A 26,359-nucleotide genomic window follows, 5' to 3' on the forward strand; every position below is an offset into this window, starting at 1 on the left:
CGGGACCGGAGGAGACAGGGGAAGCGGAGGAAGCCGGGGAGCTGCTGCCGAGGCAAGCGGTGGACGAGATCCTGACGAAGGAGCCCCCGGAGGAGAAGCCTGCCGGCCGGAGGACCGCGAAGCAGAAGCCGGCGAAGCAGAAGCCCGCGCAACGGCAGCCCACGGCGAGGAAGGACAAGAAGGGGAAGACCACGGAGGCCAAGCCTTCGGACGCGGCCGCCGAGGACGAGGTGGGCGAGCCGGTGGAGGAGGCGTCGGCGACACAGGGGTGAGAAACGCGGACCGCGCCCGCCGCCACCGACACCGGAGTGGCTCGTCACCCGGCGACGGCAACGCCGCACCGGACGGCCCGCACCGCACCATGTGCTCGGCGCGACGTACCTCGGGGGCCGGTCCGTTCGGCACGGACCGGCCCCCGAGGAAAGGGCCACGACGGGCTGGATCACCTTGATCCGTTGGTTCGGATCATCGGATCGGTCGGATCGGTTACTGCATGACGGCCATGGCGAGCGCGCGGCGGGCGCGCCGGGAGGCACGCTCGGCGCGGCGCTGCATCCGGCGAGCGGTCACCAGGTGTGTGACCCGGCGTTCCCGCTCGGCCTCTCGCAGGCGCTCGTGCATATGCGCACGGGCCAGGGCTTCTGGAATGAGTTGCATCTCTCGGGTCCTGTTCTGACGCGAGTCGTTCGCGCCACGGGTGGTGAAGTCTTCGGTCGCGGAGCCTGCGGGCTCGTCTGCGGTCGGCATCATCGGGGCCTGCTTCTGGGGGTCGTGCGTGAGGGGGCGGTCGATCGTTCCTGGGGTGTTCATGCCGTGACCGGGTTCTTCCGCGGACGGCCACGCGGCCGCTTCCGGGCGACCACGACGCCCTGGACGAACAGCTCACCGCCCCAGACGCCCCACGGCTCACGCCGCTCCTTGGCGCCGGCGAGGCAGGCCTCCATCAACGGGCAGGTGCGGCAGAGGGACTTGGCGTACTCGACGTCCGCCGGCGACTCGGCGAAGAAGACCTCCGGGTCGTAGGAGCGGCAGGGGACGGGCACGCCGAGGTTCTCGATGGCGTCGTCGAGCGCGGTGAGCGCGGTGAGCGGAGTCAAGGTCGGGTCCTCCGTGGAGCCGGGCTTGGGGATCGTGTCGGAAGGCGGTACGGACGTGGCGTGCGCTTCGAGTTGCACGGTTCGTCTTCCTCGTCTGGTCGTTTCCGGCCGGTGGGCCGGGTGGCGGCTGGTACCGGGTCCTGCTCTTGTTCCGAGGCGCTTCGGTCCGCCGTCCCCGTTCGGGGACAAACAGAAGGGCCGCGGATCCCGGATGGGGTTCCGCGGCCCTGAAGGCGCCGGCCTGAGCGAATCAGGCTGGATCACTCCAGGGTTCTGGCCCACGGAAGGCCCACATCAGGTGGTGCTGCGTCGTCTGCTTCCGGAATCCGGCACCGGCCGCCGCAAAGGCATAGGCCCTCGCCTGTGCCTCTACCGCTTCCAGTGCCTTGATCGGTCGCTCATCGCGCTCACAGAGGGCAAGGCCCGCGGGAGCGACGGAGGACGCCGGACGTGCGGCAGGGATGCCGGACAGACCGGTGCCCTGATTCGAGGCGCCGAGAATGCACAGGGAGACGGCCGAGCGATCGGTCATTTTGACGATGGAGCTGGTGTTGATGCTGATCACAGGACTCGCCTCCTCTCGGCGCATCGGGGGACCGGGGTCAGCCGGTCCAACGGATATGCAAGTACAACACGGAATCAGGGCCTCCGAGAAGGCCGCTGTTCTCGTGTCTGAGAACCTATGGGGATTCCTGGGGCCTGCGCAAACTATTTTCTCGACGAGTTGGAATCAGGCCTGTTCCTTGTCCTGCGCTCCGTCCCCGCCGGCGCAGATGGCCAGTACGTCGGCCCCGTAGCGGTCCAGCTTGCGCTTGCCCACACCGGGGATGCGGGCGAGCCCCGGCGCGTCCTCGGGGACGGTCTCGGCGATGGCCATCAACGTCTTGTCGGTGAAGACACAGAACGCGGGCTGTCCGCTGCGCCGCGCCTGCTCGCCACGCCAGTCGTGCAGCCGCTCGTAGACGCCCTCGTCCATGTCGGAGGGGCAGTCCTCGCAGCGCATCAGCTTCATCTCGCCCGCGTCCGTCAGCGTGCGCCCGCAGACCCGGCAGCGGGCAGGGCTGCGCTGTCTGCGTCCCGGACCCGGGGCCACGGAAGCGGCCACCGGCCCGGACACACCACGCTCCACACCACCGACGCCTCCCGCGCCGTTCCGGCCGGCCGCGGCGGGCGGGCCAAAACGCAGCCCGTGGAGGAAACGGCTGGGCCGACGGCTCGCCCGGCCGCCGGGCGACCGGGCGAGCGACCAGGAGACGTGGAGACGCTCCCGTGCCCGGGTGACACCTACATAGAGGAGACGGCGCTCCTCCTCGATCTGCTCGTCGGTCCTCGCGTAGGTGATCGGCATCATGCCCTCGGCGACACCGACCAGGAAGACGACGTCCCACTCGAGTCCCTTGGCCGAGTGCAGCGACGCGAGCGTGACGCCCTGCACGGTCGGGGCGTGCTGGGCACCGGCCCGCTCGTCGAGCTCGGCGACGAGATCGGTGAGGGTGGCTCCGGGTCTCGCGGCGGTGAAGTCCCGGGCGAGGTTCACCAGAGCGGCCAAGGACTCCCAGCGCTCCCGCACCGCCCCCGAGCCCGCCGGCGGCTGCGCCGTCCACCCTTCGCCCGACAGCACGGCGCGTACCTGGGAGGGCAGGTCGACCACGTCGTCGAGGAGGCTGTCGTTGCCGCCGAAACGGGCCGCCGCGCGCAGGGCGCTGCTCGCCCTGCGCACCTCCGGACGGTCGAAGAAGCGCTCGGCGCCCCGCAACTGGTACGGGACTCCGGCGTCCGCGAGGGCCTGCTCGTAGGTCTCGGACTGGGAGTTCGTACGGAACAGCACGGCGATCTCGCTGGCCCGGACACCGGCACCGAGCAGTTCGCCGATCCGGCGCGCGGCGCCCTCGGCCTCCGCGGGTTCGTCGGTGTACTCGGTGAAGACGGGATCGGGTCCCGGGCCGCGCTGGGAGACGAGTTCCAGCCGGTGGTCGGCGGCACGGCCGCGCGCCTGGGCGAGCAGGCCGTTGGCGAGGCGGACCACCTGGGGGGTCGAGCGGTAGTCGCGGACCAGTTTCACGACGGTGGCACCGGGATGCCGGGTGCGGAAGTCGAGCAGATGGTCGGGGGTCGCGCCCGTGAACGAGTAGATCGTCTGGCTGGCGTCGCCGACCACGCACAGGTTCTCCCGGTCACCGAGCCAGAGCTCCAGCAGCCGCTGCTGGAGCGGGCTGACGTCCTGGTACTCGTCGACGACGAAATGCTGGTACTGGGCGCGGACCTGTTCCGCGATGTCCTGACGGTCCTGGAGCACGGCCACGGTGAGCAGCAGCACGTCCTCGAAGTCGATGACCCCCCGCTCCCGCTTGAGGTCCTCGTAGGCGGCGTAGAGCTGGGCGATCTCGGCGGGGTCGCGGGTCGCCTCCCGCGCGGCCTTGGCAGCGGCGGGCGGGTATTCGGCGGGGACGGTCTGGGTGACCTTGGACCACTCGATCTCGGCGGTGACGTCCCGCAGCTCGCCCCGGTCGAGCCGGATGCGGCAGGCGGCGGCCGCGTCGGCGACGAGCTGGATCTTGCGGTCGACCAGCCGGGGCAGGGAGCCGCCGACCGCTTTCGGCCAGAAGTACTGCAGCTGGCGGAGCGCCGCCGAGTGGAAGGTGCGGGCCTGGACCCCTACGGCACCGAGCTGGCGCAGCCGGCCGCGCATCTCCCCTGCGGCACGGTTGGTGAAGGTGACGGCGAGCACGCTGGAGGGCTGGAGGATTCCGGCGCGCACCCCGTAGGCGATCCGGTGGGTGATCGCCCTGGTCTTGCCGGTACCGGCGCCCGCCAGCACACACACCGGGCCGTGCAGGGCGGTGGCGACCTCGCGCTGCTCGGGGTCGAGCCCTTCGAGCACCGCGTCGGCCGAGTCCGGTACCCGCGGGAAGAGAGGGGAGTGCGTTGCTGCTGTCACACAGCCATGCTGCCAGGTCGCCAGAGAGGGCTGAGCCGGTTGTCCACAGGCGCGCCCACACAGTCGTACCAATGCGGCAGGCATCACATCACACCAGTGGGCGGGCCACGGCCCCTGGGAATGACGGCGCTTCCCTCTACGTTCCTTCCCTCAGCGAGGACTTCCCGAGTCGCCGAAGGAGCGCGAGAGACATGCCGGGCACTGTGACGATGTACAGCACCACGTGGTGCGGATACTGCCGCCGTCTGAAGGGGCAGATGGACCGCGAGGGCATCGCGTACACCGAGATCAACATCGAGCATGACCCGGCCTCCGCGGCCTTCGTGGAGAAGGCGAACGGTGGCAACCAGACGGTTCCGACGGTTCAGGTGGTTCCCACCAACGGTGGGACTGAGGTCGTCATGACGAACCCGAGCCTCGCCCAGGTGAAGCAGGCGCTCGGCGCCTGACTCTCGCGAGACGCAAACCCCCGGTCGGCCTGACGCCGATCGGGGGTTTTGTGTGCCCTGGAGACCCCGGCGTCAAGCTCTGCGCACCTCGCAGGAACGCAGCGGGACCGAGCGCTCGGCTTGGCGGCCGTCGCAGACAGGAGTCCCCGGCGCATGACAGCCGGGCCACCGGTTCAGAGCGTGAGTACGGGCCGGGTGGAGAAGTCCTCGCAAAGGTCTTCACCGTCCGGGCCGTACACAAACTCGGCCATGAACGGATTGCGGTTGGAGGTGGCCAGGGGCAGCCATGCGAGCAGGTGACCATAGCCGCCGCACACCGACTCGCCACCGTCTCCGCCGTGGACCGCCGCAATGTCGCTCGTCAGCTCCGTACGGTAGGTGTCGTAGGCGATGTGCAGGCCGAAGGCGTTCAGCTGGTTTTGCGGGCCGGTGCGGTCCCCGTACGGGACGCGGTCGAGGGGGCAGTCGCTCCCCCACCGAAACAGAGTCCCTGCCCCAGCCCCACAAGCGTGCTCCCACTCGTCGGAGCTCGGCATCCGCAGGCCACGAGCCGCGAGAGCAGCCGACACGTCAACAGGCAACCCGGTCAGGTTCTCGTCCTCCACAGCCATGAGCACAGTGGCCAAGACGACGCTCCGGCGGGGGCTGAGCACCTGCGCGAGGTGGGCCCGCAGGTCGGGTCCGTAGCCGAAGCCCTGGTCCAGGCTCTCGGCGTAGTCGGCAGTCTGCTGCGGGGTCGGTTGCCAACGGTCCAGGTCGAAGCCGAGGAGCACCGGCCCTCCGGGTATCAGAGCGAATTCCTGCTCGTCCCGCTCGATCCGGACGCGATGCAGCGGGGCACCGAGGTGCTCCGTGGTCTCGATGAGGGTCACCCGACCGGCCACCAAGCCAGCGGCTTCCTCGGCGACGCGGCGCGCGGTAGGCAGTTCGAAGGACCTCCACTGGCCGAGAGTGAGATCAGCGAGAGACATGGCCCGCAGTGTTGCACGCAGGTCTGACACGGCTCGCGACCACCGCCCTCCGGAGCCGAACTGCGGTCGCGAAAGCCCCGGAGAGCGCGAGCAGCAGGCACCGGCGGCGGGCCATCGCTGCCTCTCCTGGTTCGGGACGCACTGTGTACGCCTACCTCAGACGCTCTCGCCGAGGGGGCGGTACAGAGTGGCACGGGAGATCCCGAGCGCCTTGGCGATCGCGCTGCCCCTCTCACCCTTCGCCTTTCTGGCACGGGCCACGGTGAGCACATCCTCATCCACCGCAGTCGGCAGTCCGCCGGTACGCCCCTGCGCCTTGGCCGCGTCCGGTCCCGCGCGGGTGCGTTCCTCGAAGAGGCTGCGCTCGAACTCCGCCATGGCGCCAACCACCTGAAGCATGAGAAGGCCGTCCGCCGTACCAGGGTCGATGTTGGCCAGCGCACCCGTGAGCACCTTGAACCCGATATCCCGCTCTCGAAGGGTGTCGGCCGTGGTCACAAGGTCAACGAGCGACCGGGCGAAGCGGTCGAGCTTCCACACGCACAGGGTGTCGCCGGATCCGGCGCAGTCCCCTCAGTCGATGCAGAACTCGTTGCCCTCGATGTCCAGCATCGGGATGCACGAATCATTGCCGTCATACAGCGTTCGCACGTGCACCGCCCCGAGCGGGACCAGCCGTGCGCACCCGGCCTCAAGTGCTGCGAGGCGTTCTTCACCCACGAGTCCGCATGTCAGAAAGCGGTGCGGGTCGGGAGGGGCTTGCCGTACCAGCGCTCGATCAGGCGGGCCGCGATCGAGATGCCGTAGGGCGGGAGCACCTCGCCGGATTCGAAGGCCGCGCCCAGTTCGTCACGGGAGAACCAGCGGGCTTCGTGGATCTCGTCACCGTCGACGTCGATGCCGGTGGAGGTGGCGCGGGCGACGAAGCCCAGCATGAGGCTGGAGGGGAACGGCCAGGGCTGGCTGGCGACGTACTCGACCTCGCCGACGCTGATCCCGACCTCCTCGTGGACCTCGCGGCGCACCGACTGCTCTATGGACTCCCCCGGCTCGACGAAGCCGGCGAGGGTCGAGAAGCGGCCCTCGGGCCAGTGGACCTGGCGGCCGAGCAGGATGCGGTCCTGGTCGTCGACGACGGACATGATCACCGCGGGGTCGGTGCGCGGGTAGTGCTCGGCTCCGCAGGCCTGGCAGCGGCGGATGTGGCCGGCCGCGGCGATGACGGTGCGCTCGCCGCAGCGGGAGCAGAAGCGGTGCAGACGCTGCCAGTTCTCCAGGGCTACCGCGTGCACCATCAGGCCCGCGTCGCGGGGCGACAGGAGCAGGCCCGCCTCGCGCAGGCCGGCCGGGCGGGCGGAGTCGTCCATGCGGCCGGGCAGGGCGTCCTTCTGCAGGGCGAAGTAACTGACGCCGTCCTCGTCGATGCCCAGGAAGTAGCGGTGTGCTTCGGTGAGCGGCGCCTCGAAGGAGGGCGTCATGACGAGTTCGGTACGGCCGTCGGCCGTTTCGTCGATGAGGACCTGGCCGCCGGAGACCACGAAGCAGCGCGTCGAGGGGTGGCTCCAGGCCGCCGCGAGCCATGCTTCGTCGAGCCGGTGGTGGGCGGCGCGGTTGATGCCGTTCGGGGCGGTGAGCGAGACGGGGCGGTCGGCGGTGTGGTCGGTCCAGGTGGTCACGGGTGTTTCCAACTCCCCCGGTGAAACGGATGGGATCGGCGGTCGGCGGTCGGGTCGGCGGGTCGTACGGCGGGGGTGGCCGGTCCCGGCGGCGGGGTGCTTCCAGTGTGCCCCGCGCGGGCGGCCGGGGCCGGGCGGCCCGGAAGCGTTCAGGGCACGCGCCGCCAGTGTTCGGCGAGGAGTTCGCGTTCGCGGTCGGTGAGCTCGGCGACACCGTCGTGGAAGCCGGGGGCCGCCACGCGCGCGTGCTCGTCGTGCAGCGCGGCGACCAGGCGGGCGACGGAGGTGGCCCGGTCGGGCACCGCGCCGCCGGAGGAACCGGAGTGGAGGTCCCGGCCCGGGCCGTGCAGCCGGATCTCGCACTCGGCGAGGCCCCGCATGCCGGTGCACACGGTGGGGGTGTCCTCGGACCGCATACCGGTGTCGGAGACGATCACCGCGTCGGCGGCGAGCCGGTCCGCGTGCCGCTCGACGAGGGACCGGAAGTGGGGTGAGCCGGGTTCCTCCTCGCCCTCGACCAGCAGTTCCGGGTGCACTGCGGGGGCGGTGCGGCCGGTCGTGGCGAGGTGGGCCCGGACGCCGAGGGTGCGGAGGAACACCTGACCCTTGTCGTCGGCCGCCCCGCGGGCGTACAGCCGGCTGTCCCGGACGACGGGTTCGAAGGGGTCGCTGTGCCGGCCGTCCTCGCGGACGGCGGACTGCACGTCCTCGCGGACGGCGGACTGCACCTCCTGGCGGCCGTAGACCAACACGGTGGGCGCCCCGGGGTCGACGGAGGGCCGTTCGGCGCAGACGGCGGGGGCGCCGGGGGTCGGCCAGACCTCGGTGGTCGGGGAGCCGGTCGCGGTGAGTGCGGCGGCGAGCCAGTCGGCGCCGCGGCCCACGTCGGGTGCGTGATCGGGGCCGGCCGACACCGAGGGGCTGCGCAGCCACTCGGTGAGGTCGTCGAGGAAGGCGGCGCTGTGCTGTTCGACGTACGTGCGGACGGCGCTGACAGCACTGTCAACGGGCTGGCTCATGGCCTCGAGCCTATCGGCCCGCGGGGGTGTCCTCGGAGTGCGGTATCTCACCGGGCGTATCACCCTACGTGTCACCCTACGTGTCACCCGATGTGTCTGCGGGGGATTCCTCCAGGAGCAGTCGTTCGACGGCCGCGCGGTCCGGCAGCGCGTGGTGGTGTACGACCTCGCCGGTGCGTACGTACAGGAAGGCGGCGGTGACGGACTCCAGGGGGACGCCCTGCTGCTCGGCCCACGCGAGCCGGTAGACGGCGAGCTGGAGCGGGTCGGCGGTGCGGTCGCGGCCGGTCTTCCAGTCGACGATCTCGTACGTGGTCCCGGCGCCGGTGCCGTTTTCGCCCGGATCGCTGTCGTCCTGCCGGTAGACGGCGTCGATGCGGCCGCGGACGACCCGGCCGGCGATCTCCAGCTGGAACGGGGCCTCCACGCGGTAGGGCGTGCGGTGGGCGTACTCGGTGCGCTCGAAGGCGTCCTTGAGGGTGGCGAGGTCGTGCTCGTCGGCGATCTCGGCCTCGCTGCCGGGGAGGTCGTCCGGTTCGAGCAGGGGCAGCGTCAGTTCCTCGAAGCGGGCCTCGACCCAGGCGTGGAAGCGGGTGCCGCGGCGGGCGGCGGGCTGCGGCGGGCGTGGCATGGGGCGGGCCAGTTCCCGCGCGAAGCCGTCCGGGTCCGCGGCCAGCCGCAGCAGCTGGGACGCGGTGAGTGACGCGGGCAGCAGGACTTCGGTGACACCCTCGCGGGCACGCAGCAGTTCGCCGGCGAGGGCGTCGAGGTCGCGGTCCCAGGAGGCGACGGTACGGGCCTCCTCCGGGGTGAGGCTGGGCGCGGCGGGCTCCGCCCGGAGGTCCGGGGCCTCAGGGCCGGGGGCTGCGGGATCCGGGCGCGGAGCAGGTTCCGGGCGCGGAGCGGATGCCGGGGTGCCGTGGGGCACGGCGGGCTCCGGGGCCGTCGCCTGGTGCGGGACGGTGGGACGGCGGCCGGCCGGAAGTCCGCCGAGGGGCAGGCCGGCGGGCGGGCCGTCGGCGGGGAGGCCGTCCGTGGGGCGGTCGGCGGTCCAGGAGTGCCAGTCGTCCTCGTCGGCCTTGTCGGCCACGTCGTCGGCGAAGGGGTCGACGTCGTCGGGCGGGACGTCCTCGTCGTCCGGGGGCAAAGGCCAGTCCGGGTCGTCGTACGTGTCCCGGGCGGGCACGGCCGGGGGGCGGCCGGCGAGGCTCTCGAGGTGGGCCAGGACGGTGTCGGCGGCGGCGCGGCGGCGGGCGAGGGCGTCGTCGTCCAGCGGGAGGGGCCACATCTGGTCCTGGCCGGACCGCTGCAGGGCGGGGTTCTCGTCGTCCTGGGCGGGCTCGTCGGCCCAGGCCTCGGTCTCGCCGTACCCGGCGGCGCAGTGGTCGTGGAGGGCCTGGAGGAACGCGGACGGCCCGCGCGGTCTCTTCTGCGAGGGCCCCCACCAGTGGCCGGAGCCGAGCAGCAGCGAGCGGGGGCGGGTGAAGGTGACGTAGCCGAGGCGGAGCTCCTCGGTGTGCTGGTGGTCCTTCATCGCCTCGTGGAAGGCCTTCAGGCCCCGGGAGTCCCAGGACTCGACGTCGGGCAGGGTGTCGGCGTCGCCGCGCAGCCCGTGCGGCAGCACCTTGCCCTGTGCGGTCCACTTCTCGCGGCCCTGACCGCTGGGGAAGGTGCCGGTGACCAGTCCGGGGACGGCCACGACGTCCCACTCCAGGCCCTTGGACTTGTGCGCGGTGAGCACCTTGACGGTGTTCTCGCCGCCGGGCAGCGCGTTGTCGAGGCCCTTCTCGTACTGGGCGGCGGTGCGCAGGAAGCCGAGGAAGGCGAGCAGGCTCGCCTCGCCGTCCCCGGCGGCGAAGGAGGCGGCGATGTCGAGGAAGTTGGACAGGGTCTCGCGGCGGCGGGCGGCCAGGGCGTGCGGGGACGCCGACAGTTCGATCTCGAGGCCGGTGACGGCGAGGACGCGGTGCAGGACGTCCATCAGCGGGTCGGCCAGGGAGCGGCGCAGGTCGCGCAGTTCGGTGGCCAGCCGGGCGAACCGTACGCGCGCGTCCGGCGAGAAGGGCAGCCCGTCGTCGTCCCCGTGGCCGTCGAGCGGGGTTTCCAGGAACGTGTCGAGGGCGTCGGCGAGCGAGATCACCTCGGACGGGTCGGTTCCCTCGACGGCCTCGGCGAGACGGCGGTCGGGGTCGTCCTCGCCGTCCACGCGCGCGTGGGACACGATCAGGCGCGCGCGGCGGCCGAGGAGGGCGAGGTCGCGCGGGCCGATACGCCAGCGCGGGCCGGTCAGCAGGCGGACGAGCGAGGCGTTGGCACCGGGGTCCTGGAGGACCTCGCAGACGGCGACCAGGTCGGCGATCTCGGGCAGGTGGAGCAGCCCGGACAGGCCGACGACCTCGACGGGGACGTCCCGGGCGACGAGGACGCTCTGGATCTCGGCGAAGTCGGTCGCCGTGCGGCACAGGACGGCGATCTCGCCGGGCGCCGTGCCGGTGCGTACGAGGTGGGCGATGGAGTCGGCGATCCAGTCGAGTTCCTCGGCGTGGGTGTGCAGCAGGGCGCAGCGCACGGTGCCGTCCCGTTCGGCTCCCGGGGCCGGGCGGAGTGCCTCCACGCCCGCGTGCATGGCCCGCAGGGGCCCGGCGAGACCGTTGGCGAGGTCCAGCAGGCGGCCGCCGCTGCGCCGGTTCTCGCTGAGCGACTGGCGGGTGGCGGGGCTGCCGTCGGCCCGTGCGAAGTGCTCGGGGAAGTCGTCGAGGTTGGCGACGGAGGCACCGCGCCAGCCGTAGATCGCCTGGCAGGGGTCGCCCACGGCGGTCACCGGGTGGCCGGTGCCGCCGCCGAACAGGCCGGCGAGGAGGACGCGCTGGGCGACCGAGGTGTCCTGGTACTCGTCGAGGAGGACCACGCGGAACTCGTCGCGCAGGGCGCGGCCCACCTCGGGGATGTGGCCGAGCCGCGCCGAGAGGGCGATCTGGTCGCCGAAGTCGAGGAGGTCGCGCTCGCGTTTGGCGGCCCGGTAGCGCAGGACGAGATCGGCGAGTTCGCGCCGCGCGGCGGCCGCTTCGGGCACTTTGCGCAGGTCGGCGTTGGTGAGCTTGGTGTTCTCCAGGATGCGCAGCAGTTCGGTGTCGTGGCCGCGCAGGTCCTCGGGCCGCACGAGGTGCTCGGAGAGCTCGCCGTCGAGGGTGAGGAGGTCCCCGACCAGGTCGGGGAAGGAACGGGTGAGGGCGGGGTACGGGCCGGGGGCCTCGCGCAGCACCCGCGCGGCGAGCTGGTAGCGGGTGGCGTCGGCGAGGAGCCGGGAGGTCGGCTCGAGGCCGATGCGCAGCCCGTGGTCGGTCAGGAGGCGGCCCGCGAAGGCGTGGTAGGTGGAGATCACCGGTTCGCCCGGCGGGTTGTCGGGGTCGATGGCGTCCGGATCGGTGACGCCTGCCTTGACCAGCGCCTTGCGGACGCGTTCGGCGAGTTCACCGGCGGCCTTGTTGGTGAAGGTGAGGCCGAGCACCTGTTCGGGGGCGACCTGGCCGGTGCCGACCAGCCACACCACGCGTGCCGCCATCACCGTCGTCTTGCCGGAACCGGCTCCGGCCACGATCACCTGGGGAGCGGGCGGCGCGATGATGCAGGCCGTCTGCTCGGGGGTGAAGGGGATCCCGAGGAGCTCCTTGAGCTGCTCGGGATCGCTGATGCGTGCATGCACACGCAGAGGCTAGCGGCGGCCACCGACAGAAGGCCGCACCGCCCCGCGTCGGCCGGAGAACCGCAGGTCGGCGCGGGCGGTGCGATGCGTCACGCCGGTCGTGGGCGTCCCCGTCGGCCTGACGTCCCCCACCGGGCCGCTCACTCGATCACGTGCCGCCCCTCGGGACGTGCGCTGCACGAGGCGCGGAAGGCGCAGTGGGTGCAGTGCTGGCCCGCGCTCGGGGTGAAGCGTTCGTCGAGGACCTTTCCGGCGGCCGTGGCGAGCAGGTCGCCGACCCACTCGCCCTGCTCCCCCTCTCTCTCCAGCGGCTCCTGGGCCTGCACCTTGGGCAGGGTCTCTCCGCCGTCCCGCTTGGCTGCGGGCCGGCGCAGCTGGACCAGTTCGGCGCCGCCCGTCCCGGGGCGGGAGCCGTCGAAGACCTCGTCGACGGCTCCCTCCTGCACGGCGAGCTGGTAGACGGCGAGCTGGGGGTGGCGGGCCACCTCGGCGGAGCTGGGGGCGTGCTTGCCGGTCTTGAAGTCGACGACGTAGGCGCGTCCCTCGGCGTCCGCTTCGACGCGGTCCAGCTGGCCGCGGATGCGGACCTCGTAGTCACCTGCTTCGAGGCGGACGTCGAAGTCGTGCTCGCTGGCCACCGGGGTGCGGCCGGCGCGGTCCATGACGTGCCACTTCAGGAAACGCTCGAGGGCCACGCGCGCGTTCTGCTTCTCCTGCCGGGACTTCCACGGTGCGTCGAAGGCGAGCGCGTTCCACACGGAGTCGAGCCGTTCCATGAGGACGGCGAGGTCGGCCGGGGTGTGTCCGGAGGCCACCTCGTCGGCGAGGACGTGCACCACGTTGCCGAAGCCCTGGGCGGCGGTCGCGGGGGCGTCGGCCTTCACCTCCCGGCCGAGGAACCACTGCAGGGCACAGGTGTTGGCGAGCTGGTCGAGGGCGCTGCCGGAGAGCACGACGGGCTGGTCGCGGCTGCGCAGCGGCACCTTGCTCCGGGTGGGCTCGTACATGCCCCACCAGCGGTAGGGGTGTGCGGACGGCACCAGGGGGCGGCCCTCCTCGTCGGTGAGGGCGGCGAGCCGGGCGAGCCGGCGGGCGGCGGCCTCCCTGAGGGCGCCGGAGACGCGCGGGTCGACGGTGGTGGCGCGCAGCTCCGCGACGAGCGCGGCGACGGACAGCGGGCGGCGTGGACGCCCGGTGACGTCCTTGGGCTCGACGCCGAGTTCGGTCAGGAAGCGGGAGGGCTGGTCGCCGTCGTCGGCGGGGGCCTTCACGGCCGTCACGACGAGCCGTTCACGCGCGCGGGTCGCGGCGACGTAGAACAGGCGGCGTTCCTCGGCGAGGAGCGCGCCGGGGGTGAGCGGTTCGGCGAGCCCGTCGCGGCCGATGCGGTCGGCCTCCAGCAGGGAGCCGCGGCGGCGCAGGTCGGGCCACAGGCCTTCCTGGACACCGGCCACGACGACGAGCCGCCACTCCAGGCCCTTCGCCCGGTGCGCGGTCATCAGGCGTACGGCGTCGGGGCGTACGGCGCGGCGGGTGAGGGTGTCGGCGGCGATGTCCTCGGCGTCGATCTCCTCCAGGAAGTTCAGGGCGCCGCGGCCCCCGGTGCGTTCCTCCGCGCGGGCGGCGGTCGCGAACAGGGCGCACACCGCGTCGAGGTCCCGGTCGGCGTTGCGTCCGGCCGCGCCGCCGCGGCGGGCGGAGCGTTCCAGGCGCGTCGGCCACGGGGTGCCGTCCCACAGGTCCCACAACGCCTCCTCGGCGGTGCCGCCGTTCGCCAGGCGCTCGCGTGCCGTGCGCAGCAGCGTGCCGAGCCGCTGGGCTCCGCGCGCGTACGCGGGGTCGTGCACGACCAGCCGTTCGGGTTCGGCCAGCGCCCGCGCGAGGAGGTCGTCCGAGGGCGGCGGCAGCGCGTTGCCCGCGGCCCGCTCCTCCTCGCGCAGGGCCCGGCCGAGGCGGCGCAGGTCGGCGGTGTCCATGCCGGCGAGAGGAGAGGCGAGCAGGGTGAGCGCGGTCTCGGTGTCGAGCCAGCAGCGTTGCCCCTGTGCCTGCTCCTTCTCCTGTCCTGAGGCGTCCGGCTCCTCCCCCGGCCCGCCGGCCGCCTCCGCCGTCGCCACCGCTCGCAGCGCCGTGAGCAGAGGGGTCACCGCCGGTTCGTGGCGCAGCGGAAGGTCGTTGCCGTCGACGTCCACCGGGACGCCCGCCGAGGTGAGGGCGCGGCGGACGACGGGGAGGGTGCGGGAGCCGGCCCGCACCAGGACGGCCATGTCCCGCCAGGCGACGCCGTCCTCCAGGTGGGCCCTGCGCAGGATGTCGGCGATGTTGTCCAGCTCCGTGCCGGAGGTCGGATACGTGTAGACCTCGGCCCGGCCGCCGTCCCGGACCGGGACGAGCTCCCGGTGGGCGCGGACCTTCTCGGCGGGCAGGCGGGGCAGCGGCATGCGCTGGGTGACCAGGCGGGTGGCGGCCAGCAGGGCCGCGCCGGAGCGGCGCGCGACGCGCAGCACCTCGACCGGGGCCGGGCGGCCGTCCGCGCGGGGGAAGGCGTCGGGGAAGTCCAGGATGCCGTTCACGTCCGCGCCCCGGAAGGCGTAGACCGACTGGTCCGGGTCGCCGAGGGCGACCAGGGTGCGGCCGCCGCCGGCCAGCGCCTGCAGCAGCCGTACCTGCGCCGGGTCGGTGTCCTGGTACTCGTCCACGTACACGGCGTCGTACCGTGCGGCGAGCTGCCGGGCGGTCTCGGGGCGGCGGGCGAGGAGCACCGCGCGGTGGACCAGTTCGGCGTAGTCGAGGACGCCCTGCAGGTCGAGGACGTCGAGATACTCGGCGAGGAAGGCGGACGCGGCACGCCAGTCGGGACGTCCGATGCGGCGGGCGAAGGCGTCCAGGGCGTCGGGGCCGAGGCCCAGCTCGCGGCTGCGGGCGAGCACCGCGCGGACCTCGTCGGCGAAGCCGCGGGTGGTCAGGCAGGCGCGCAGTTCGTCCGGCCAGCGCACATGCGCCAGGCCGAGGCGCTCCAGGTCGACCTGGCCGGCGAGCAGCTCACGGACGGTGACGTCCTGCTCGGGGCCCGACAGCAGTCGCAGCGGCTCGACGAAGAGGTCGCTGTCCTGGTGGGCGCGGATCAGGGCGTAGCACAGCGAGTGGAACGTGGTCGCCCGCGGGGCGCGCGCGGCCCCTGTGCGCAGGGCCATGCGGTCGCGCAGCTCGACCGCCGCCCTGCGGCTGAACGTCAGCACGAGGATGCGTTCGGGGTCACCCCCCCGGGCGATGCGCGCAGCCACCGACTCGACCAGTGTGGTCGTCTTCCCGGTACCCGGACCTGCGAGGACGAGCATCGGTCCGGTCCGGTGGTCAACCACGGAACGCTGGGCGGCGTCCAACCGAGGGGGGGATGTGCGGGCCGGCGGGGTACGGACCAGTCGATGAGCGCCAGGGTTCCCCCGTCGCACCTGGGGGTGCGACAGGCCGTTGGTGGAGAAAGAGGAGCTCACGTGGTTCGCCGGTCCTGGTGGGTGTGCTGGTTGCCGTTCCACCGCGGGTGGAGGGTGGTGGCCGCGGGGGCGAGAGGGACACGTGCGGTTGACGCCGCGCCTGCGGAGAGTGCGGAAGCAGGACGTCCGCTTCTTCCCTCCCGGCACACGCGGCACGCGTGTCACCCGCTTCACGAACGTACGTCATGGCCCGGAGGTGCCCTGTTTCCCCCGTACGGATCACAGGTCGTCCGGCGGTACGTCCGACGGCGGGAACCGGCCGCCGTCCTCCGCGGACCCGCCGCCGTCCCACCGCGCGCGCTTCATGTCGAGGCGCGGCAGGTGCCGCTCGGCGGCCCGGCCCGCCTCCCTCAGGGGAGTGCCCTCCGCGCGGTAGTGGTCGAGGGCTCGCAGTTCGTGGCCCGGCAGCAGCGTCCCGTCCGCGCGGACGACCCTCCACCACGGGACGGCTCCCCCGTAGAGCGCCATCACGCGCCCGACCTGCCGGGGGCCGCCCTCCTCCAGCCATTCGGCCACGTCGCCGTACGTCAGGACGCGGCCCGGCGGGATCCGCTCGGCCGCGTCGAGGACCCGCTCGGCGTACTCGGGCAGGGCGCCCGCGTGCTCCGGGCCGGTGTCGGACGGAAGGCTCTGCTGGCTCATCCTGCCCATCCTGCACCACCCCACCGACAACACGGCCGGCGCTGTCCCGCGCACCGGGGCGTACGTACGCCTCGCCCGGGAACCATGTGTCGGGCAGACTGTGCGACCCCGCACGTCGACCCTGCCGCCCGTGTGCGGCGGTACGGCATGCCACCATCGTGCGGGCGGTGAACCGGTGATACGAGATCAAGACGAGGCCATGACGGAGCAGGGTGCGCACCCAGGGGACGCGGCGGGCACCCCTGACGCCTCGGCGCGCCCGGACACCGGTCGTACCGACCGCCCGGGCCCCCGGATCACCGATCCGCACGACACCGGTCCACAGCGCGCCGTCACCGGGACGGCCGGGACCGGGAAGCGGGCCGAGCCGGGCGCCCACGGCATCCACGGCAGGAGCGGCACCGATCCGGCGCACGTCGACGAGGTGGAGGGCGACGAGCCCCTGCTCCCCGCGCGCGTGCACCGTCCGTCCGATCTCATGCGGCTCCTGGTGGGCGTGTTCGCCATCGGGGTGCTGCTGGCGATCGCCACGTTCGCCCACGGCACCACCTCGGGGCTGGAACAGGACATCACCAAGGGCACCGGTCAGGCGCCGGACCTGCTCATCAAGATCGCCGGTCTGGCCTCCAGCATCGCGATCCTCCTCGTGCCGGTCGCCTTCGCCATCGAACGGCTGATCAAACGGGACGGGCTGCGGATCGCGGACGGTGTGCTCGCCGCGGTCCTCGCGCACGGAGTGACACTCGCCACCGATCTGTGGGTCGCGCGGGCGGCCCCCGGCTCGATCCAGGAGGCGCTGACCCAGCCCTCCCCCGGCAACGTCCACGCCCTCACCGATCCGGTGCACGGCTATCTGGCGCCCGTCATCGCCTACATGACGGCCGTCGGCATGTCCCGCAGGCCCAGGTGGCGCACGGTGCTGTGGGTCGTGCTGCTCCTCGACGCCTTCTCCATGCTGGTCACCGGGTACACGACTCCGTTCTCGGTCATCCTGACGGTGCTGCTCGGCTGGACCGTCGCGTACGGCACGCTCTACGCGGTCGGTTCGCCCAACGTGCGTCCCACCGGACAGACCCTGATGGCGGGCCTGCGGACGGTCGGCTTCCATCCGGTGAGCGCGTCCCGCCAGGAGGCGCCGGACGCCGCCGAGGCCGGGGACCGGGGCCGCCGGTACTTCGTCACCCTGGAGGACGGTCCGCCGCTGGACGTGACGGTGGTCGACCGCGAGCAGCAGGCACAGGGGTTCTTCTACCGTGCGTGGCGCAATCTGACCCTGCGCGGCTTCGCCACCCGCAGCAGCCTCCAGTCCTTGCGCCAGGCACTCGAGCAGGAGGCACTGCTGGCGTACGCGGCCATCGCGGCCGGTGCCAACGCGCCGAAGCTGATCGCGATGTCCGAGCTCGGCCCCGACGCGGTGATGCTGGTCTACGAGCACAGCGGCGGGCGCACCCTCGACTCGCTGCCGGACGAGGAGATCACCGACGAACTGCTGCGCGGCGCCTGGCATCAGGTGCAGGCGCTGCAGTCCCGCCGGATCGCGCACCGCAGGCTGGTCGGCGACGCGATCCTGGTGGACCGTTCCGGCGCGGTGATCCTCACCGATCTGCGGATCGGTGAGATCGCGGCCGGCGAGGTGCTGCTGCGCATGGACGTCTCCCAGTTGCTGGTGACGCTGGGGCTCCGGGTGGGTGCCGAACGCGCGGTGGCCTCCGCGCTGAGCGTGCTCGGCCCCGACGCCGTGGCGGACTGCCTGCCGATGCTCCAGCCGATCGCGCTGAGCCGCTCCACGCGCGCGACGCTGCGCCGGCTCGCCCGGGAGCGGGCGGAGCGCGAACGTGAGGCGGTGCTGGAGGCCTCCCGGCAGACCCGGCTGCTGCGCACGGAGCAGGCCGCGGACCACTCCGGGGGGTCCACGGCCGACGGGCGGTTCGAGGGCAAGCCCGACAAGAAGGCCGTACGCGCCGAACAACGGGCCGAGAAGCGGGCGGTCGAGGAGGCGCTGGAGGAGGCGCGCGAGGAGGACCTGCTCACGCAGATCCGTCACGAGGTGCTGCGGATCAGGCCGCAGGCGCCGGTCGAGCCGGTCCGCCTCGAGCGGGTGCGTCCGCGCACGCTGATCAGTTTCATCGCGGGCGCCATCGGCGGGTACTTCCTGCTGACGCAGCTCACCCATATCGAGTTCGGGCCACTGATCTCCAACGCGGAGTGGGGCTGGGTGGCGGCGGCCGCGCTGTTCTCGGCGGCCAGCTACTTCGCCGCCGCCCTGGCGCTGCTGGGGTTCGTGCCGGAGCGGGTGCCGTACGTCAGGACGGTGGCGGCGCAGGTCGCCGGTTCCTTCGTGAAGATCGTCGCCCCGGCGGCGGTGGGCGGTGTCGCCCTGAACACCAGGTTCCTCCAGCGTGCCGGGGTGCGGCCGGGGCTCGCGGTGGCGAGCGTCGGGGCGTCCCAGCTGTTCGGGCTGGGCTGCCACATCCTGATGCTGCTCGCGTTCGGCTATCTGACCGGTACCGAGAAGACGCCCTCGCTGTCGCCGTCCCGTACGGTCATCGCGGGTCTGCTGACGGTGGCGGTGCTGGTGCTGGTGGTGACCTCGGTGCCGTTCCTGCGGAAGTTCCTCTTCACGCGCGTGCGGTCGCTCTTCGCGGGTGTCGTGCCGCGGATGCTCGATGTGCTGCAGCGCCCGCAGAAGCTGGTCACCGGCATCGGTGGCATGCTGCTGCTGACCGCCTGCTTCATGCTGTGTCTGTACGCCTCCGTCCAGGCGTTCGGCGACGGGACGACGTCGATCAGCCTCGCCGGCGTGGCGGTGGTCTTCCTCGCGGGCAACGCGCTGGGGTCGGCGGCGCCCACCCCGGGTGGTGTGGGCGCGGTCGAGGCGACCCTGACGGTCGGTCTGATCGCGGTCGGCCTGCCCAGCGAGGTCGCCGCGCCGGCGGTACTGCTGTTCCGGCTGCTGACCCTGTGGCTGCCGGTTCTCCCGGGATGGCTGGCCTTCAACCACCTCACCCGCAAGGGAGCCCTGTAAGGGAGGCCCTGCGGCGGGCAACGGCGAACAGACACCGAAGAGCTCCACAAAGCAGCAGGTCAGAGGGCTATCCACAGGCTTCCGCGGTGAACGCGGGATCTGCCTACCATGGCCTGACCGCCATCCGCCGCACGGTGCGGACGGCCCGCGAGGGGAATGTGGCACATGACGCGTTTCGTACGGTGGACGGCTCTGGCGGCCTGTGCCGCGCTGCTGACGGCAGGATGCAGCGGCGGCTCCTCCGACGACGGCTCCGACGACCAGGACAGGAGCGGCGGGACGGCGATCGACTGGGGGCGCTGCGAGGCCTTTGGGGACACGCCCGCCCCCGGTGGGGAATGGCAGTGCGGCACGCTCGAGGTGCCGCTCGACTGGTCGGAGCCGGACGGCAGGACGATCGAACTGGCGATGATCCGGGCGAAGGCCACGGGGGACGACCGCCTCGGATCCCTGCTGTTCAACTTCGGCGGCCCCGGTGGCTCCGGCGTGTCCGGGATGCCTTCCTACGCCACTACCGCCTCGCAGCTGCGCGAGCGGTACGACCTGGTGAGCTGGGATCCGCGCGGGGTGGCCGCCAGCGAGGGCATCCGCTGCCGGGACGACGAGGAGATCCAGGCGGCCGAGTCGGTGGACTTCACCCCGGACACCCCGGCCGAGAGGCAGGCGTACCTCGCGGACGCGGCGGACTTCGGGAAGGGCTGCCAGGAGTCGGCCGGCGAGCTGCTGGCCCATGTGTCGACCACCGACACCGCCCGTGACATGGACCGCATCCGGCAGGCTCTGGGGGAGGACAGGCTCAACTACTTCGGGATCTCCTACGGCACCGAACTCGGCGGCGTGTACGCCCACCTGTTCCCGAAGAAGGTGGGACGGCTGACTCTCGACGCGGTGGTGGACCCGACCGCCGACACGGTGGGGCACGCCGAGAACCAGACGCGCGGATTCCAGCGCGCGCTGGACAACTATCTGAAGTCCACCGGTCGGGACCCCGAGCAGGGGTCGCGTGAGATAGCGGAGCTCCTGGACCGGATCGACGCCGAGCCGCTGCCGACGTCCTCACAGGGGCGGGAACTGACCCAGTCGCTGGCGCTGACCGGCATCGTCCTCCCGTTGTACAGCCGGACCAGCTGGCCGGTGCTGACCAGTGCCCTGGAAGCGGCCGAGGAGGGTGACGGCTCGGAGCTGCTGGCGCTGGCCGACGGCTACAACGAACGGGACGCGTCGGGGAAGTACGGCACGACGACCCACTCGCAGCGGGCCATCTCGTGCCTGGACGACAAGCAGCGGATGACGGTGGCCGAGACGGAGGAACTGCTGCCGGAGTTCGAGCGGATATCACCGGTGTTCGGCCCGTTCCTCGGCTGGGACACGGCCGGCTGGTGCCACGACTGGCCGGTCCCCGGCCAGCACGACACTCCGGAGGTGAGCGCGCCGGGTGCCGCGCCGGTCCTGGTGATCGGCAACACCGGCGACCCCGCCACCCCGTACGAGGGCGCGCAGCGGATGGCGGACGAGCTGGGCGAGGGCGTGGGGACCGTGCTCACCTGGAAGGGCGAGGGCCACGGTGCGTACGGCAGTGGGAGCGACTGTGTCGACTCCACCGTGAACGCGTATCTGCTGGACGGCACGGTGCCGAAGGACGGCAAGGTCTGCTCTTGACGACGGCGGGGGCTTCACGCACCCGTGGTGCGCGAAGCCCCCGCCGAAAACGCCCGGGGCCCGGGGCCTGCCCGAGGATCGGTCAGTAGATCGGCTTGGCCGGCTCGATCTGGTTGACCCAGCCGACGACGCCGCCGCCGACGTGAACGGCGTCGGCGAAGCCCGCGGACTTCAGGACCGCGAGGACTTCCGCACTGCGGACGCCCGTCTTGCAGTTCAAGACGATCTTCTTGTCCTGCGGGAGGCTCTCCAGGGCGCTGCCCATGAGGAACTCGTTCTTCGGGATCAGCCGGGCGCCGGGGATGGAGACGATCTCGAACTCGTTCGGCTCGCGGACGTCGATGATCTCGATGCTCTCGCCGTCGTCGATCCATTCCTTGAGCTGCTTGGGAGTGATCGTGGAGCCGGCCGCCGCCGCCTGGGCCTCGTCGGAGACGACGCCGCAGAAGGCCTCGTAGTCGATGAGCTCGGTGACGGTCGGGTTCTCGCCGCAGATCGCGCAGTCGGGGTCCTTGCGGACCTTGACCTGGCGGTACTGCATCTCGAGGGCGTCGTAGATCATCAGGCGGCCGACCAGCGGCTCACCGATGCCGGCGAGGAGCTTGATGGCCTCGTTGGCCTGGATGGAGCCGATGGACGCGCACAGCACACCCAGAACGCCGCCCTCGGCGCAGGAGGGGACCATGCCGGGGGGCGGGGGCTCCGGGTAGAGGCAGCGGTAGCAGGGGCCGTGCTCGGACCAGAACACCGAGGCCTGGCCGTCGAAGCGGTAGATCGAGCCCCAGACGTAGGGCTTGTTCAACAGCACGCACGCGTCGTTGACCAGGTAGCGGGTCGCGAAGTTGTCCGTGCCGTCGACGATCAGGTCGTAGTCGCTGAAGAGACCCATCACGTTGTCGGCCTCGAGGCGCTCCTCGTGGAGGACCACGTTCACGTAGGGGTTGATGCCCTTGATCGTGTCGCGCGCGGACTCGGCCTTGGGCCGGCCGATGTCGGCCTGGCTGTGGATGATCTGCCGCTGCAGGTTCGACTCGTCGACCTCGTCGAACTCCACGATGCCGAGCGTGCCCACGCCCGCCGCGGCCAGGTACATCAGCCCCGGCGAACCCAGGCCACCGGCGCCGACGAACAGCACCTTGGCGTTCTTCAGCCGCTTCTGCCCGGCCATCCCCACGTCGGGGATGATCAGGTGGCGGGAGTACCTGCGGACCTCGTCTACGGTGAGCTCGGCGGCCGGCTCGACCAGGGGTGGCAACGACACGGGGACTCCGTTGGTCGGTCAATCACTACGGTTGTTCTTCCCCCCAACAGTGCCATGGCCTTTTTCATTCCGAGACTCCCATCCCGACCTGCGAGACGACATCGTCCCAGTGACCGGGCAGCGGCTCCCGGGCGGGTGAGCGCGTTCCACTCGGCCGGAGCGAGGAGAGGACGCGCCGGACCGGGCGCCCCGAAGCCGGGACGGGCACCAGCGCTTGCGCCCCCTGCCGGTGCCGGCCCCGGGTCTGCTGTCGCCCGCGGCGGCCGGCCGGGACGGGCCGGACCGCTCGGAGGCACCGGACCGCTCGGACGGGCCGGGCCGCCCGGGTGACTCGGACCGCCCGGATGGTTCCGGTGGATCAGATACGGCATGCCGCCTCCATCCAGATGTCGGCGAGGGACTCCTCGAGATTGATACGGGGACGCCAGCCGAGCCGGTCGCGCGCGGTGCGCACGTCCGCCTGCTGCCAGCTGCCGCAGCCGTCCGGGTAGGGGAACGCGACCGAGGCCGTGTGATGGTCGGGCTCGCCCCGGGGGTGCCCGATGGCCGGCCTCGGATGCGGGGTGTGGGCGGTGTGCCCCGCGTGACCACCGTGCCCGCTGTGGCCGGAGTGGGCGAGATGGGCGCCGGGCGGGCCGTCGAGCTCGTTCAGGACGCCGCTGTATCCGGCGACCCGGGCGAGCACCCCGGCGGCGTCCCGCAGGCGGACGGCGCGGCCCGAACCGATGTTGATGACCCCCTGCGCGGCGGAGAGCGAGGCCGCGTGGACGGCTCGGGCCACGTCCCGGACGTCGACGAAGTCGCGCTGGACACCGAGACCGCCGAGCTTCAGTTCACCGTCGCCGGCCTGCATGGCACGGCGCATGGCCTCGGCGAGGCGGCCGAGGGGCGAGCCGGCGGGGGTGCCGGGGCCCGCGGGCGAGAAGACCCGCAGGACCACGGCGTCCAGGCCGGAACCGAGGACGAGTTCGGTCGCGGCGAGCTTGCTCACGCCGTACGGACCGCCGGGGCGGGGGACGGCGTCCTCCGCCGTGGAGGAGTTGGGCTGGCTGGGGCCGTACTCGGCGCTGCAGCCGATCTGCACGAGCCGGGCGCCGCAGCCGCTGCGGCGCAGGGCCTCGCAGACGGTGGCCACGGCGACGGTGTTGTGCCGGGTGAGGTCGCGGGCTCCGCCGCGGGTGGTGCCGGCGCAGTTGACCACGACGCCGGGGTGGACGGCGTCGAGGAAGCGGGTGAGCGCGCCGGGGCTGCCGGTGGCGAGGTCGAAGCGGACGTCGGCGTCGTCGCCGCGGCCGAGAGCGGTGAGCTGGACGGCCGGGTCGGCGAGCAGACGGTCGGCGACGAAGCGGCCGAGGTAGCCGCCCGCTCCGATCAGCAGGACTCTCATCGGGCGGCTCCTGTGGCGACCGAGACTGCTGGGCGGGTGATCATGCGGGATCTCCTTGGGGTGGGGCCTCCGGCTGGGCGTGGACCGAGGCTCGGGTGAGGGTGCGTGCTGCGTGGATCAGAAGGGTCAGGGCGGCCCCGCCGCAGATGAGGGTGGGGATGCCGCTGGGGTCCCAGGCGGTGACCAGGGTTTCCACGGGGGTGGCCAGCGCCCCGCAGCCGGGCAGGCGGGCCGTGAGGACCACGGCCAGGACGGTTGCCTGGGCGAGGGCCGCGGCGACGAGGATCACCTTCGGCGCGTGGGTGAATCCGTGGAGGGAGAGGAGGCGGGCCAGGAAGAAGAGGGCACCCAGGGTGAGGACCTCGTGGAGGGTGAAGGGCTCGTCCAGGGCCGTGGCGCAGAAGGCGAAGAGAGCGGCCAGGGCGCACAGGAACAGGGCGAGGGCGCCGAACAGCAGGGGGCGCACGGAGTCGGCGAAGTCCTCGAGGTCGCGGCTGGCCGCGACCTCGCGGCGGGCCCGTGCGGCGAACAGCCGGGCGCTCCAGGCGCCGGGGGCGAAGGCCAGGGTGAGGGCCAGCGCCGGGGCGACGGCGAGCGCCCAGCCGCCGTCGGAGGTGGCGCCGGTGACACCGGTGGGCAGGGCGTCGGGGCCGCCGGCGATCGCGGTCCGGAGCAGGCCGTCGCCCAGGAGGGCGTAGCCGACGAGCCAGCAGGTCCCGGCCGCCGTGCCCGTGGTGGGTGGGCCGGACACGGCGGGCGTGGTGCCTGGCGGCCTGCCGCGTCGCAGGGCCGCGCGCATGGCCAGGGCGATGGCGAGGACGCCCGCGGAGACCGCGTGGACGCGGGTCTGGCCGTGGGTGAGGCGCAGGGCGGCCACCGACGCGAGGCCGAGGACGCCGGGGAGCAGGGTGAGGACGACCCAGCCGGCGCGGAGCCCGGGGGCGGTCCTGTCGGCGGAGGGGCGGGAGACGTCGCCGTCGCGCGGGATGCGGGCGTACAGCTCCTCCGCGAGGGAGAAGACGTCCCGGTGCCGGAAGCCTGCGGCGGTCCGGTCGGTGACGCCGTGCGCCTCGAGGCCCGCCGCGATCTCCAGGGGGTCCACCGCGCGTTCGCACAGCTCGCGGTGGCGGTGCAGCAGCGCCTTCACGGGGTCGGCGGTGCCCCGGCCGGCGCGGGGCTGCGCGGTCTCGTGGTCCAGTTCGTCCAGGCCCGTCATCGTGCCGCCTCCGTCGCGGGGACGGGCGACGCGTCCGCCACCGGGGTGGTCGCGGACCGGACCGGGGCGGTGGCGCGCACGGGCGTGTCCCTGGCCCAGGCCGGGACGGTGCGGGACGGCCGGTGGGAGGCGAGGCCGGCCCAGCGGCCGGGGACACGGGCCTCGGCGGGTGCGGCGAAGGGCAGCGGAGCACCGGTGCCGTTCAGGAGGACGCGGCGGACCGGGGCGCGCGCGACGGTCTTCAGGTACAGGTCGTGGAACGCGGCGACGTTCTGCTCGACGGTGAACAGTTCGAGTGCGCGGGCGCGCGCGGCGGCACCGAGGCGCGCGCGCCGCTCGGGGTCGCGCAGCAGCGACACGCACGCCTCGGCCAGCGCTCGCGGGTCGCGTGGGGGAACGACGAGTCCGGTGTCGCCGATGACCTCGACCACGGCGCCGACGTCCGTGGACACCGTCGCGCGGCCGGCGAACATCGCCTCGACGAGTCCGGTGGGGAAGCCTTCGACGACGCTGGACAGGACGGACACGGCGCCCGCTGCGTACGCGTCGGCGGGGCCGGTGAGTCCCGGGCCGCCGATCTCCTCGAAGGACACCGGACCGGCGCCGTCGGCGTGTGGGCTCCCGGCCCCGTCCGGGAGGAGCCGTGCGGCCAGGTCCCTGCAGTGCTCGAGGTAGGGGGCGCCCTCGGGACCGGCCGGGCCGCCGATGATCCGCAGGCGGGCCGAGGGCTCGGACGCGCGGACCCGGGCGAACGCGTGCAGCAGCGAGACCAGGTCCTTGGCGGGCTCCACCCGGCCGGTCCAGACGAGGGTGTGCGGGGCGGCGCGTTCCGGCGACTCACCCGTCCGGGCGAAGGGCGCCGCGTCCATTCCGGGAGGGACCGTACGGATCTTCGCCCGGTCGGCGCCGCAACGCTCCTGCCAGCGGCGGGCGTGCGCGTTGCCCGGGGTGATGAACGCGGCCCGCCGGTAGGTCTCGGCGGCGAGCCGGCCGTGGAAGGCCGCGAGCAGGGACCGGACCGCGGGTGAGGAGTCCGGCCGGGTCAGGTAGTGCGTGCGCAGCCGGACGCCGTACTCGGTCACCAGCAGGGGGATGCCGAAGAAGTGGCCGGCGAGCAGACCCGGCAGGGCGGCCGTGCCGCCGGAGGCGGCGTGGCACAGGTCGACCGCGCCGAGTCCGTCCTCCTCGTACCAGTCGAGGGAGAGGGGGCGCAGGGCCTGGTGCAGGTGCGCGGCCACGGCCAGCAGGTCCGGCACCCGGGCCTCCCGCGCGGCCGGCAGCACCCGGGGCGCACGACAGGCGTTTTCCAGGACGCGTACGGCGGTCTCGGAGCGGAGGGCGGCGGTGAGACCGCCCTCGTCGCGGGCGAGACCGGCGAGACCGAACAGCGCCCCGGCGAAACGGTCCGCCTCGGCCGGGGCACGGGTCGTCCCTGCCGTTCCGGCACCCCCGGGGCCCGCGTCGGGTGCCACCAGGGGGGTCGCCGCGGAGTCGGACGCGCAGAGGACCGCGACGAGTTCACCGTAGTGCTCGGCGAAGCGCCGGCGCGCGCGCCTGCCGTACACCACCCCGTCGTCCTCGGCCGTCCACAGCGGCGCGGTGCGCACCCGGCCGACCTGCGGCGGCAGCGGCACCCAGCCGTCGTCCTCCTGGGCCTCGCTGCGACTGAACGCGTAGACGTCGAACTCGTGGTGCCCGAGTCCGCGCACGAGACGGTCGCACCAGAGTCCGGCGCCACCGCCCACATACGGGTAACCACCCTCCGTAAGCAGTCCGATGCGCACGAGTGCACCCCCGATCTCCCGTGTGGGGAGCCGCCGTTGAC

The 26,359-nt window shown here is 72.9% G+C and carries 17 protein-coding genes and 2 pseudogenes; 3 read left to right on the forward strand and 16 right to left on the reverse strand.

The window, feature by feature from the left end:
• Positions 1-486 precede the first annotated feature (486 nt).
• The 4 genes from ORI94_RS12440 to ORI94_RS12455 form a co-directional block, all read right to left on the reverse strand.
• The gene (locus ORI94_RS12440; RefSeq protein ID WP_266074582.1) at positions 487-810 is read right to left on the reverse strand and encodes a hypothetical protein; all 324 of its coding nucleotides are present in this window, start codon (positions 808-810) and stop codon (positions 487-489) included.
• Positions 807-1,175, reverse strand: coding sequence for a WhiB family transcriptional regulator (locus ORI94_RS12445; protein WP_042172790.1), 369 nt, complete (start codon positions 1,173-1,175; stop codon positions 807-809). The genes ORI94_RS12440 and ORI94_RS12445 overlap by 4 nt, the downstream gene beginning before the upstream one ends.
• A 172-nt stretch (positions 1,176-1,347) precedes the next feature.
• Positions 1,348-1,662 carry a hypothetical protein gene (locus ORI94_RS12450; protein ID WP_266074584.1) on the reverse strand — a complete coding sequence of 105 codons (315 nt, stop codon included), beginning with the start codon at positions 1,660-1,662 and terminating at the stop codon, positions 1,348-1,350.
• A gap of 165 nt (positions 1,663-1,827) precedes the next feature.
• The gene (locus ORI94_RS12455; RefSeq protein ID WP_266074585.1) at positions 1,828-4,035 is read right to left on the reverse strand and encodes an ATP-dependent DNA helicase UvrD2; all 2,208 of its coding nucleotides are present in this window, start codon (positions 4,033-4,035) and stop codon (positions 1,828-1,830) included.
• 191 nt (positions 4,036-4,226) lie between these two features.
• Between ORI94_RS12455 and ORI94_RS12460 the strand changes: the two genes are divergently transcribed.
• Positions 4,227-4,484: a mycoredoxin gene (locus ORI94_RS12460; protein WP_266074586.1), complete on the forward strand. Its 258-nt coding sequence runs from the start codon at positions 4,227-4,229 to the stop codon at positions 4,482-4,484.
• A gap of 173 nt (positions 4,485-4,657) precedes the next feature.
• On the opposite strand, the gene ORI94_RS12465 is transcribed toward ORI94_RS12460, so the two are convergent.
• From ORI94_RS12465 to ORI94_RS12500, 8 genes and pseudogenes are all read right to left on the reverse strand, one after another.
• Positions 4,658-5,455 carry a hypothetical protein gene (locus ORI94_RS12465; RefSeq protein ID WP_266074587.1) on the reverse strand — a complete coding sequence of 266 codons (798 nt, stop codon included), beginning with the start codon at positions 5,453-5,455 and terminating at the stop codon, positions 4,658-4,660.
• 156 nt (positions 5,456-5,611) lie between these two features.
• Positions 5,612-6,004 (reverse strand): annotated as a pseudogene (locus ORI94_RS12470) (recombinase family protein); the annotation flags it as partial.
• A 24-nt stretch (positions 6,005-6,028) separates the two neighbouring features.
• Positions 6,029-6,175 carry a VOC family protein gene (locus tag ORI94_RS12475; protein ID WP_266074589.1) on the reverse strand — a complete coding sequence of 49 codons (147 nt, stop codon included), beginning with the start codon at positions 6,173-6,175 and terminating at the stop codon, positions 6,029-6,031.
• Between the two features lie 11 nt (positions 6,176-6,186).
• Positions 6,187-7,143 carry an NAD(+) diphosphatase gene (gene nudC, locus ORI94_RS12480; RefSeq protein WP_266074590.1) on the reverse strand — a complete coding sequence of 319 codons (957 nt, stop codon included), beginning with the start codon at positions 7,141-7,143 and terminating at the stop codon, positions 6,187-6,189.
• A gap of 158 nt (positions 7,144-7,301) precedes the next feature.
• Positions 7,302-8,150, reverse strand: a pseudogene (locus ORI94_RS12485) (M20/M25/M40 family metallo-hydrolase); the annotation flags it as partial.
• Positions 8,151-8,226: 76 nt separating this feature from the next.
• Positions 8,227-11,853: a UvrD-helicase domain-containing protein gene (locus tag ORI94_RS12490; protein ID WP_266074591.1), complete on the reverse strand. Its 3,627-nt coding sequence runs from the start codon at positions 11,851-11,853 to the stop codon at positions 8,227-8,229.
• Between the two features lie 140 nt (positions 11,854-11,993).
• Entirely contained in the window at positions 11,994-15,344 is a 3,351-nt protein-coding gene (locus ORI94_RS12495; protein ID WP_266074592.1) for an ATP-dependent helicase, read from the reverse strand.
• A 219-nt stretch (positions 15,345-15,563) separates the two neighbouring features.
• Positions 15,564-15,986, reverse strand: coding sequence for an MGMT family protein (locus tag ORI94_RS12500; protein ID WP_266074593.1), 423 nt, complete (start codon positions 15,984-15,986; stop codon positions 15,564-15,566).
• A 199-nt stretch (positions 15,987-16,185) separates the two neighbouring features.
• Between ORI94_RS12500 and ORI94_RS12505 the strand changes: the two genes are divergently transcribed.
• Complete coding sequence (locus ORI94_RS12505) at positions 16,186-19,011, forward strand: lysylphosphatidylglycerol synthase transmembrane domain-containing protein (protein WP_266074594.1); 2,826 nt, start codon at positions 16,186-16,188, stop codon at positions 19,009-19,011.
• 165 nt (positions 19,012-19,176) lie between these two features.
• Positions 19,177-20,670, forward strand: a complete 1,494-nt coding sequence (locus tag ORI94_RS12510) for an alpha/beta hydrolase (RefSeq protein ID WP_266074595.1) — start codon at positions 19,177-19,179, stop codon at positions 20,668-20,670.
• An 82-nt stretch (positions 20,671-20,752) separates the two neighbouring features.
• Here ORI94_RS12510 and moeZ read toward each other — a convergent pair whose 3' ends face one another.
• The 4 genes from moeZ to ORI94_RS12530 all read right to left on the reverse strand — a co-directional run bounded on the left by moeZ (position 20,753) and on the right by ORI94_RS12530 (position 26,318).
• The gene (gene moeZ / locus ORI94_RS12515) at positions 20,753-21,931 is read right to left on the reverse strand and encodes an adenylyltransferase/sulfurtransferase MoeZ (RefSeq protein WP_266074596.1); all 1,179 of its coding nucleotides are present in this window, start codon (positions 21,929-21,931) and stop codon (positions 20,753-20,755) included.
• Between the two features lie 358 nt (positions 21,932-22,289).
• A complete protein-coding gene (locus ORI94_RS12520; protein WP_266074597.1) occupies positions 22,290-23,318 on the reverse strand; it encodes an NAD-dependent epimerase/dehydratase family protein in 1,029 nt (342 codons plus the stop codon).
• Between the two features lie 40 nt (positions 23,319-23,358).
• On the reverse strand, positions 23,359-24,534 hold the full coding sequence (locus ORI94_RS12525) for a hypothetical protein (RefSeq protein WP_266074598.1): 1,176 nt from the start codon (positions 24,532-24,534) through the stop codon (positions 23,359-23,361).
• Complete coding sequence (locus ORI94_RS12530; protein WP_266074599.1) at positions 24,531-26,318, reverse strand: DUF3492 domain-containing protein; 1,788 nt, start codon at positions 26,316-26,318, stop codon at positions 24,531-24,533. The genes ORI94_RS12525 and ORI94_RS12530 overlap by 4 nt, the downstream gene beginning before the upstream one ends.
• Between the last annotated feature and the right edge of the window lie 41 nt (positions 26,319-26,359).

The sequence above is a fragment of the Streptomyces sp. NEAU-W12 genome, from assembly GCF_026242095.1.
In the GTDB taxonomy this organism is placed as follows: Bacteria; Actinomycetota; Actinomycetes; order Streptomycetales; family Streptomycetaceae; genus Streptomyces.

Bases quoted from the DNA above. Each gene is read 5' to 3' on its own strand.
- ORI94_RS12440 (WP_266074582.1), bottom strand. From the start codon at position 810: ATGAACACCCCAGGAACGATCGACCGCCCCCTCACGCACGACCCCCAG.
- ORI94_RS12460 (WP_266074586.1), top strand. From the start codon at position 4,227: ATGCCGGGCACTGTGACGATGTACAGCACCACGTGGTGCGGATACTGC.
- ORI94_RS12465 (WP_266074587.1), bottom strand. From the start codon at position 5,455: ATGTCTCTCGCTGATCTCACTCTCGGCCAGTGGAGGTCCTTCGAACTG.
- ORI94_RS12500 (WP_266074593.1), bottom strand. From the start codon at position 15,986: ATGAGCCAGCAGAGCCTTCCGTCCGACACCGGCCCGGAGCACGCGGGC.
- ORI94_RS12505 (WP_266074594.1), top strand. From the start codon at position 16,186: ATGACGGAGCAGGGTGCGCACCCAGGGGACGCGGCGGGCACCCCTGAC.
- ORI94_RS12510 (WP_266074595.1), top strand. From the start codon at position 19,177: ATGACGCGTTTCGTACGGTGGACGGCTCTGGCGGCCTGTGCCGCGCTG.
- ORI94_RS12520 (WP_266074597.1), bottom strand. From the start codon at position 23,318: ATGAGAGTCCTGCTGATCGGAGCGGGCGGCTACCTCGGCCGCTTCGTC.
- ORI94_RS12525 (WP_266074598.1), bottom strand. From the start codon at position 24,534: ATGACGGGCCTGGACGAACTGGACCACGAGACCGCGCAGCCCCGCGCC.